The 8,696-nt window shown below is 71.1% G+C and carries 8 protein-coding genes; 7 read left to right on the top strand and 1 reads right to left on the bottom strand.

From position 1 onward, the window contains the following. Window positions 1-156: 156 nt before the first annotated feature. Window positions 157-1,146, bottom strand: coding sequence for a hypothetical protein (locus BIV01_RS19400; RefSeq protein WP_071295654.1), 990 nt, complete (start codon window positions 1,144-1,146; stop codon window positions 157-159). Between the two features lie 195 nt (window positions 1,147-1,341). On the opposite strand from BIV01_RS19400, the gene BIV01_RS12655 reads away from it, so the two are divergent. From BIV01_RS12655 to BIV01_RS12625, 7 genes are all read left to right on the top strand, one after another. Then, entirely contained in the window at window positions 1,342-2,082 is a 741-nt protein-coding gene (locus BIV01_RS12655; RefSeq protein ID WP_071295655.1) for a hypothetical protein, read from the top strand. Window position 2,083: 1 nt separating this feature from the next. Beyond that, window positions 2,084-3,085 carry an HAD-IIA family hydrolase gene (locus tag BIV01_RS12650; RefSeq protein ID WP_071303063.1) on the top strand — a complete coding sequence of 334 codons (1,002 nt, stop codon included), beginning with the start codon at window positions 2,084-2,086 and terminating at the stop codon, window positions 3,083-3,085. A gap of 10 nt (window positions 3,086-3,095) precedes the next feature. Then, a complete protein-coding gene (locus BIV01_RS12645; protein WP_139199341.1) occupies window positions 3,096-3,305 on the top strand; it encodes a hypothetical protein in 210 nt (69 codons plus the stop codon). Next, window positions 3,298-4,143, top strand: coding sequence for a TlyA family RNA methyltransferase (locus BIV01_RS12640; protein ID WP_254791831.1), 846 nt, complete (start codon window positions 3,298-3,300; stop codon window positions 4,141-4,143). The genes BIV01_RS12645 and BIV01_RS12640 overlap by 8 nt, the downstream gene beginning before the upstream one ends. Continuing rightward, window positions 4,140-5,066 (top strand): NAD kinase, encoded by a 927-nt coding sequence (locus tag BIV01_RS12635; RefSeq protein WP_070417894.1) that lies wholly within the window; start codon window positions 4,140-4,142, stop codon window positions 5,064-5,066. The genes BIV01_RS12640 and BIV01_RS12635 overlap by 4 nt, the downstream gene beginning before the upstream one ends. Beyond that, complete coding sequence (gene recN, locus BIV01_RS12630) at window positions 5,063-6,757, top strand: DNA repair protein RecN (protein ID WP_071303062.1); 1,695 nt, start codon at window positions 5,063-5,065, stop codon at window positions 6,755-6,757. Before BIV01_RS12635 ends, recN begins: the two co-directional genes overlap by 4 nt. Window positions 6,758-6,930: 173 nt before the next feature. Continuing rightward, window positions 6,931-8,646 carry a CTP synthase gene (locus BIV01_RS12625; protein ID WP_070417896.1) on the top strand — a complete coding sequence of 572 codons (1,716 nt, stop codon included), beginning with the start codon at window positions 6,931-6,933 and terminating at the stop codon, window positions 8,644-8,646. The last annotated feature ends 50 nt before the right edge of the window (window positions 8,647-8,696 follow it).

Genomic DNA, 8,696 nt, shown 5'->3' with positions numbered 1-8,696 from the left:
GTAGGACGCCGCCGGACTCAATTTAGTAAGAAGATGTGGCCATCGGCCCTCCATGGAGAACTCGTAGGGGAGACCCTCGTTCTCGGGAGGCCGGTGGCTACTTCTGTTTCTGCCGCACCTCGCTCGACTCGTGCGCTCGTTCGTGATGGACTGGGTTCACGCGTACGGGCGGGACAGTGCGGCGCCGACACACACAATGACACAGCGGACGATGGCCTGGGCGAGCGCTCGGGCACGCAATGAGGAGCAACGGTGGCGAACGACGACGATCAGCGGCGGAACGACGGCGATCGTGGAGACCGACGAGGTCGCGATGGCGACCGGTCCCCTCGGCGTGACGGTGGGAACCGTTGGTCGTCCGGGCCGCGCGACTTCGAGCGCCGCGAGGGCGACCGGCGCGATGCTCCCCGGCGCGATGGGGATCGTCCTGCTCGGGATGGTGGTCCGTCCCGTGACGGGGCGCGCTCCTACCGGGACGGCGATCGTCCGTTCCGAGATGGTGGCCGGCGGCCCGCCTGGCGTGGTGACCGTGACGACTCGAGTCGTCCTCCTCGTGGTGACGGTCCGCGCAGCTCGGATCGTCCTGCTCGTGACGGGGATCGCCCGTTCCGTGGGGGTTCCGACCGTCCTCGTCGTGATGGTGACCGTCCGTTCCGGTCGGACCGTCCGGCTCGCGATGGGGATCGTCCCCGTCGTGACGGGGACCGTCCGTTCCGTGGTGGCGACGACCGTCCGCGTCGTGACGGGGACCGTCCGTTCCGTGGTGGCGACGACCGTCCTCGTCGTGATGGTGACCGTCCGTTCCGGTCGGACCGTCCGGCTCGTGATGGCGACCGTCCGTTCCGTGGGGGTGCCGACCGTCCGCGTCGCGATGGTGACCGCCCGTTCCGTGGTGGCGATGACCGTCCGCGTCGTGATGGTGACCGTTCGTTCCGGTCGGACCGTCCCGCTCGTGATGGCGACCGCCCGTTCCGTGGTGGCGATGACCGACCGCGTCGTGATGGTGACCGTCCGTTCCGCTCGGACCGTCCCGCCCGTGACGGCGACCGACCCCGTCGTGACGGGGACCGTCCGTTCCGCGGCGCCCAGGACCGTGACCGCGGCGGCCGCGACGATCGTCAGCGCTTCGGCGACGGCAGCCGTCACGCCGGTGCGCGGTTCGGCGAGGCCTCGCGGGACGACTGGGAGGACCGCGACCCCTACGGCACCAAGTCGATCCGCCCTCGCCACGAGGACCCGGAGATCCCCGAGGACATCCAGGCACGCGATCTCGACAAGGTCGCCCGGGCGGAGCTCAAGACGCTCAGCAAGGACAACGCCGACTGGGTCGCCCGTCACCTCGTGGCCGCGGCACTCCTGGTCGACGAGGACCCCGATACCGCGAACCAGCACGCACTGAGCGCGGCTCGTCGAGCCGGCCGGGTCGGCGTCGTCCGTGAGACGGCGGCCATCACCGCGTACCGCCTCGGTGACTTCGCGACGGCGCTGCGGGAGCTCCGGACCTACCGACGCATCTCGGGCCGGAACGACCAGCTGCCGATGATGGTCGACTGCGAGCGTGGGCTCGGCCGTCCCGAGCGGGCGCTCGAGCTCGGCCGGTCGGTCGACCGCGCGGCGCTGGACACGGCCGTGCAGGTCGAGCTCGCCATCGCCATGTCCGGTGCGCGCCTCGACCTCGGGAATCCCACAGCCGCACTCGGCGAGCTGGAGATTCCACAGCTCGACCCGTCCACTGCCTACAGCTGGTCCCCGGCGCTCTACAGTGCTTACGCGGCCACGCTCGAGGAGCTCGGCCGCCAGGACGAGGCCGACGAGTGGTGGGCCCGTGTCGATCGTGCGGCAGCGGCCCTGGCCGAGGTCGCCGACGAGAACGCTTGGGAGACAGTTGATGTGGTCGAGGAAACGCTCGAAGTCGAAGGACCCGCAGACGAGCTCGCCGGAGCCGTCGACGACGAGCCCGACGCCGAGCTCGCCGACGAGCCCCTCGGTGACGAGCCCGACGACGACGAACCGGCCGGAGACGAGCCCGGCGAGATCGACGACGACAACCCCTCCGACGTCGACGGGTCCGCAGCCGACTGACGTGCCGAAGCCGCCGACGGACGGTGTGGACGTCGTCCTCACCGACCTCGACGGCGTCGTGTACCGCGGCCGCAACGCGATCCCGCATGCGGTCGAGGCGCTGACCCGCGCCTCGCTGACCGCCCGCGTCGGCTACATCACGAACAACGCATCGCGCCGACCGGTCGACGTCGCGGAGCACCTCGAGCGGTACGGGCTCGAGGTGTCCGAGGACGACGTGGTGACCTCGTCGCAGGCGGGCGTCCGGCTGCTCGAGACGCTCGTCCCCGCGGGTGCGACGGTGCTCGTCACGGGTGGTCTGGGGCTGACGAGCATCGTCGAGGCAGCGGGCTTCACCGTGACGTCCAGCGCCGAGGACTCGCCGGCGGCGGTCATCCAGGGGTTCTCCCCGGACCTCGGGTGGACGCACCTCGCCGAGGCGTCCTTCGCCCTGGCCGACCCGGACGTGCCGTGGGTCGCGACGAACATGGACTGGTCGATCCCGGTCGAGCGCGGCATCGCGCCCGGCAACGGCACGCTCGTGTCCGCCGTGCACCAGGCCGTCGGTCGGATGCCCGTGGTCGCCGGCAAGCCCGAGCGGCCGATCTTCGACGCAGCCCTCGCGCGCTTCGGTGGTGAGCACCCGTTGTTCATCGGCGACCGCCTCGACACGGACATCAAGGGCGCGAACGACGCCGGTATCCCCAGCGTCCTCGTCCTCACCGGGATCGACAAGGCCAAGCAGGTGCTCGCGGCCGACCAGCGGTCGCGTCCCACCTACATCCTCGGCGACCTCCGTGGCCTGTCCGAGCCCTACCCGGTGACGATCCGACGGGAAGACCCGGACGGTACCCGCTACGCCACGGTCGGTGCCGCCACGGTGGCGATGCGCGGCCACGTCGTGCGGGTGCTCGACGACGGCGACGCGATCGACCTGCTCCGCGCCGGGACCGCCCTCATCTGGGAGTCCGGGCTCGCGATCTACGGGCTCGACGTCGACCCGAAGCTGTACGGCGGCGAGTAGCGTGACCGAGGTGTCGAACGACGAGCGGGACCCCGAGCGTGACGCCCGCCCGGGCGATCCGGACCAGGTGCGGACGGACGACCATGCCGTGACGGACGACTTCGGGCAGCGCACCGCCGCGGCCGAATCGCTGCCGCTGGCCGAGCGCGCCGATGCGTTCTCCGCGCTGCACGACGAACTGCGGACCCGTCTCGAGAGCGGCGGCAGCACGAGTGCCTGACGAGCACGGCAACGGCGACGAGACACTGCAGGACGAACGGCCCGTCCGGCTCGATGCCCTCCTCGCTTCCCGCGGGCTCGCGAAGTCCCGCACGGCAGCGTCGAAACTGATCCAGGACGGCCGCGTGACCGTCGCCGGCACCGCGATCGTCAAGCCGTCGGCGCCGGTGCGGCCGTCGGCCCCGATCCACGTCGCCGGTGCGGACGAATGGGTGTCGCGTGCTGCGCTGAAGCTCCTCGGCGCACTCGACACGTTCGGCGTCGATCCGTCGGACCGTGTCGCGCTCGACGTCGGTGCGAGCACCGGAGGGTTCACCCAGGTGCTCCTGAGCCGCGGTGCACGACGCGTGGTGGCGCTCGACGTCGGGCACGGGCAGGTCGACCCCCTGGTGGCGCTCGACTCCCGTGTCGCCGTCGTCGAGGGCACGAACGCGCGCAACCTCACGGCCGAGTCCTACCTCGCGCTCGACCCCGCCGCGGCCGAGACGAGCCTCGTGGTGGGGGACCTGTCGTTCATCTCGCTCCGGCTCGTCCTGCCGGCGCTGGTCGAGTCCGTCCCCGCCGACGACTTCGTCCTGCTCGTGAAGCCGCAGTTCGAGGTCGGCCGCGGTGGTGTCCGTGAGGGCATCGTCCGTGACCCGGCGCTCCGGAACGACGCGCTCATGAACGTCCTCTGGGCAGCGTGGGACCTCGGTCTGGGCACCTCGGGGCTCGCGGCGTCGCCGATCGTCGGCACGCACGGCAACCACGAGTACCTGGCGCGTTTCCAGCGGGATGTCGGTACCAATCCGACAGAATGGATCGTCCGGGCGACCGAACTGACGGAAGGGACGGCATGAGCGACGACCGGCACATCCTCCTGGTGTCCCACACGGGCCGCCGCGACTCGATCGACGCTGCGGTCGAGGTCTGCGACCTCCTGCACGCCGCCGGTCTCGTCCCGGTCATGCCGTTCGACGAGTACGCCGACATCCGCCGCGCCGAAGCCTCGGTCGGGCAGGTCGACATCCTCGGCGTCGACGTCCAGGCCGACCAGCTCGAGATCGTCATCGTGCTCGGTGGCGACGGCACGATCCTCCGCGCGGCCGAGCTCGTGCGCGGGACGGGCGCCCCGATCGTCGGCGTCAACCTCGGACACGTCGGCTTCCTCGCCGAGAGTGAGCGGGACGGGCTCCGGGCGACCGTCGAACGAGCCCTGTCCGGCGAGTACCACGTCGAGGAACGCGTCACCCTGCAGGTGGACGTCGTCGTCGGCAACGAGGTCGTCTACTCGTCCTGGGCGCTGAACGAAGCGACCATCGAGAAGGCCTCCCGGGAACGCATGCTCGAGGTCGTGACCGAGGTCGACGGCCGCCCGCTGTCCTCGTTCGGCTGCGACGGTGTCGTCGTGTCGACCCCGACCGGCTCCACGGCCTACTCGTTCTCCGGGGGCGGGCCGATCGTCTGGCCCGACGTCGACGCGCTCCTCATGGTGCCGCTGAGCGCCCACGCCCTCTTCGCGCGGCCGATCGTGGTCGGCCCGGACTGCACCCTCGCGATCGAGGTGCTGCGTCGCACGAGCGGTGTCGGCGTCCTGTGGTGCGACGGTCGACGCACGCACGACCTCCCTCCGGGCGCCCGCGTCGAGGTCCGGCGCTCGCCGGACCCGGTGCGTGTGGCCCGCCTCAAGGACGCCCCGTTCACCGACCGGCTCGTGGCGAAGTTCCAGCTCCCCGTCGCCGGGTGGCGCGGCCCGCAGCAGGACGACGAGGACACCCTGTGATCGAGGAGATCTCCATCTCCGACCTCGGGGTCATCGGCGAGACCACCCTCGAGCTCGGCCCCGGCTTCACCGTGGTGACCGGTGAGACCGGTGCGGGCAAGACGATGATCGTGACCGCGCTCGGCCTGCTCCTCGGCGCCCGTGCCGACGCGGGGTCCGTCCGCCGCGGCGCGTCGACCGCCGTGGTCGAGGGGCGCTGGCACGTGCCCGAGCACGACGCCGTCGCCGAACGTGTCGAGGACGCCGGTGGCACCGTCGAGGACGGCGAGCTCATCCTGACGCGCACGGTCTCCGCCGAAGGTCGCAGCCGCGCGACCGTCGGCGGTCGCAGTGCTCCCGTCGCGGTGCTCGGCGAGCTCGCGGACCAGCTGGTCACCGTGCACGGACAGTCGGACCAGATCCGGCTGACCTCGGCGACCGCGCAGCGTGCCGCACTCGACGGCTTCGGCGGTCCGGCGCTCGAGAAGGTCCTCGCGGCGTACGTGCGGGCCTACGACACCTGGCAGCAGCACACCGGCGAGCTCGAGACCCTCACCCGTGACCGTGACGACCGGGTGGCCGAGGCCGAACGCATCCGCGCGGCGTCCGACGAGATCGAAGCGGCGGACCCGCAGCCCGGCGAAGACGTCGAGCTGGCCGACCGTGCCGAGCGCTTGGGGAACCTCGAAGAACTCCGGTTGTCCGCGGGCCTCGCGCACGAAGCCCTCTCGAGCGAGTCGCTCGACGGCGTGCAGGACGTCGTGGGCCTCGTCGAGTCCGCTCGCCGGGCGATCGAGCGGGTCGCGGCGTCCGACGCCGAACTGCAGCCCGTGCTCGAGCAGCTCACGGAGCTCGGCATCCAGGCGTCCGAGGCCTCCGCGAGCCTGTCGAGCTACCTCGGCTCGCTCGAGCCCGACGCCGGCCACGACCTCGAACTCATCAACGAGCGGCGGGCCCTGCTCGCCGGCCTCACGCGCAAGTACGGTGAGACCGTCGACGACGTGATCGTCTACGGGCAGCGCGCGGGTGATCGGCTGCTCGAACTGGACGGCGACGACGACCGCATCGTGGCGCTGCAGCAGGCGGTCGAGCAGGACGAGCAGACGCTCGCCGGTGCCGCCGCGGCCCTGACGACGGCACGGACCAAGGCGGCGAAGGACCTCGCCAAGCGCGTCACCCCCGAGCTGAAGTCCCTCGCGATGGCCGGGGCGACCCTCGTGGTCGAGGTCTCGGACGCGGGCGACTACCGGCGCCACGGCCGCGACCAGGTGTCGATCCTGCTGCAGCCGCACTCCGGTACCGACCCCCGGCCGATCGGCAAGGGTGCGTCGGGTGGCGAGCTCTCCCGCGTCATGCTGGCGATCGAGGTGGTCATGGCGGGCAGCACGACGGTGCCGACGTTCGTCTTCGACGAGGTCGACGCCGGCGTCGGCGGTGCGGCGGCCATCGAGATCGGTCGTCGTCTGGCGAAGCTCGCGGAACGCACGCAGGTCATCGTCGTGACGCACCTGGCGCAGGTCGCGGCGTTCGCGAACAACCACCTCAACGTCGTGAAGGACGCCAGCGGGGCGGTCACGTCGTCGAGCGTCCGTCGCCTCGAGGGCGAGGACCGGCTGCAGGAGATGGCGCGGCTCCTCTCCGGGCTCGGGGACAGCGCCAGCGGCATGGAGCACGCGCGCGAGCTGCTCGACGTCGCCGGCCAGCAGGCCTGATCGCGTCGTCGCACGCCGATCCAGGAGGCGCGGCTCGCGCCCGCCTCGCGCCGTGCGGCGGACCTCGCCGCACGGCGCGACCACGGCCCGGAGACCCGGCCACACGCCCGACGCAACGCCCACGGCGAACCGAGGTCGCGCCTCCTGGCAGTTCTGACGTACGATGGAATCCCGTGGCGGACACTCTCAGCGGCGGAACCAATTCTTCGAACGCGACCCCGAAGGTGACGAAGCAGATCTTCGTGACCGGCGGGGTCGTCTCGTCCCTCGGCAAGGGCCTGACGGCGGCCAGCCTCGGCAACCTCCTCACGGCTCGCGGCCTCAAGGTCGTCATGCAGAAGCTCGACCCGTACCTCAACGTGGACCCGGGCACCATGAACCCGTTCCAGCACGGCGAGGTCTTCGTGACCGACGACGGCGCGGAGACGGACCTCGACATCGGGCACTACGAGCGCTTCCTCGACATCAACCTGTCGCAGTCCGCGAACGTCACGACCGGCCAGGTCTACTCGACGGTGATCGCGAAGGAGCGTCGGGGCGAGTACCTCGGCGACACCGTGCAGGTCATCCCGCACATCACCGACGAGATCAAGCGCCGGATGCGCGAGCAGGCGCAGAACGACCCGCAGCCCGACGTCATCATCACCGAGGTCGGCGGCACGGTCGGCGACATCGAGTCCCAGCCCTTCATCGAGTCCGCGCGGCAGGTCCGCCACGAGCTCGGCCGTAACAACGTGTTCTTCGTGCACGTGTCGCTCGTCCCGTTCATGAACGCCTCGGGCGAGCAGAAGACGAAGCCGACGCAGCACTCGGTGGCCGCACTCCGCTCGATCGGCATCCAGCCGGACGCGCTGGTCCTGCGGAGCGACCGTCCGGTGTCGGATTCGAACAAGAAGAAGATCGCGCTCATGTGCGACGTCGACGAGGACGCCGTGGTGAACGCGGTGGACGTCCCGTCGATCTACGACCTCCCGACGCTGCTGAACAACCAGGGCCTCGACCAGGTCATCGTCGACGCGCTCGGGCTCGCGGCGGGTCCGGTCGACTGGACCTCGTGGACCCCGGTCCTGCGTGCCGTGCACGAGCCGAAGAAGGACGTCACGATTGCCCTCGTCGGCAAGTACATCGACCTGCCGGACGCGTACCTGTCGGTCACCGAGGCGCTCCGCGCGGGTGGCTTCGCGCACGACGCGAAGGTCACGCTGAAGTGGGTCGTGTCCGACGACTGCACCACGCCCGAGGGCGCGGCGAAGCAGCTCGGCGACGTCGACGGCATCTGCATCCCTGGTGGGTTCGGCGTGCGCGGCATCGAGGGCAAGCTCGGCGCACTGCGGTTCGCGCGTGAGCAGGGCATCCCGACGCTCGGCCTGTGCCTCGGCCTGCAGTGCATGGTCATCGAGTACGCCCGCCACGAGGTCGGTCTGACCGACGCGTCGAGCACCGAGTTCGACCCGGAGACCTCGACGCCGGTCATCGCGACCATGGCGGAGCAGGTGGACATCATCGCGGGCGGTGACCTCGGCGGGACCATGCGCCTCGGCCTCTACCCGGCGACGTTCACCGAGGGGTCGCTCGCGGCATCGCTGTACGGGGCCCCCGAGGCGTCCGAGCGGCACCGTCACCGCTACGAGGTGAACAACAAGTACCGCGAGCAGATCGCGGACGCCGGCCTGGTGTTCTCGGGCACGTCGCCCGACGGCACGCTGGTGGAGTACGTCGAGCTGCCGCGCGAGGTGCACCCGTTCTACATCGCCACGCAGGCGCACCCCGAGCTGCGCTCGCGTCCGACGGACGCGCACCCGCTGTTCGCGGGGCTCGTCGGTGCCGCGATCGAGCGGCACGAGGCGTCGAGCCTCTTCGATCCGCAGGAAGAGGAGCAGGTCGCGTAACGCGAGTGGTCTCTGACTGGAGGCGCGGTGCCAGCTGGCACCGCGCCTCC

It is taken from the genome of Curtobacterium sp. MCBA15_013 (assembly GCF_001865095.1).
GTDB lineage: Bacteria > Actinomycetota > Actinomycetes > Actinomycetales > Microbacteriaceae > Curtobacterium.
This window is presented reverse-complemented; position numbering and strand designations above follow the sequence as displayed.

What these genes read in the sequence shown, in the direction of transcription:
- BIV01_RS12635 (WP_070417894.1), top strand. Translation starts at nt 4,140, where the DNA reads ATGAGCGACGACCGGCACATCCTCCTGGTGTCCCACACGGGCCGCCGC.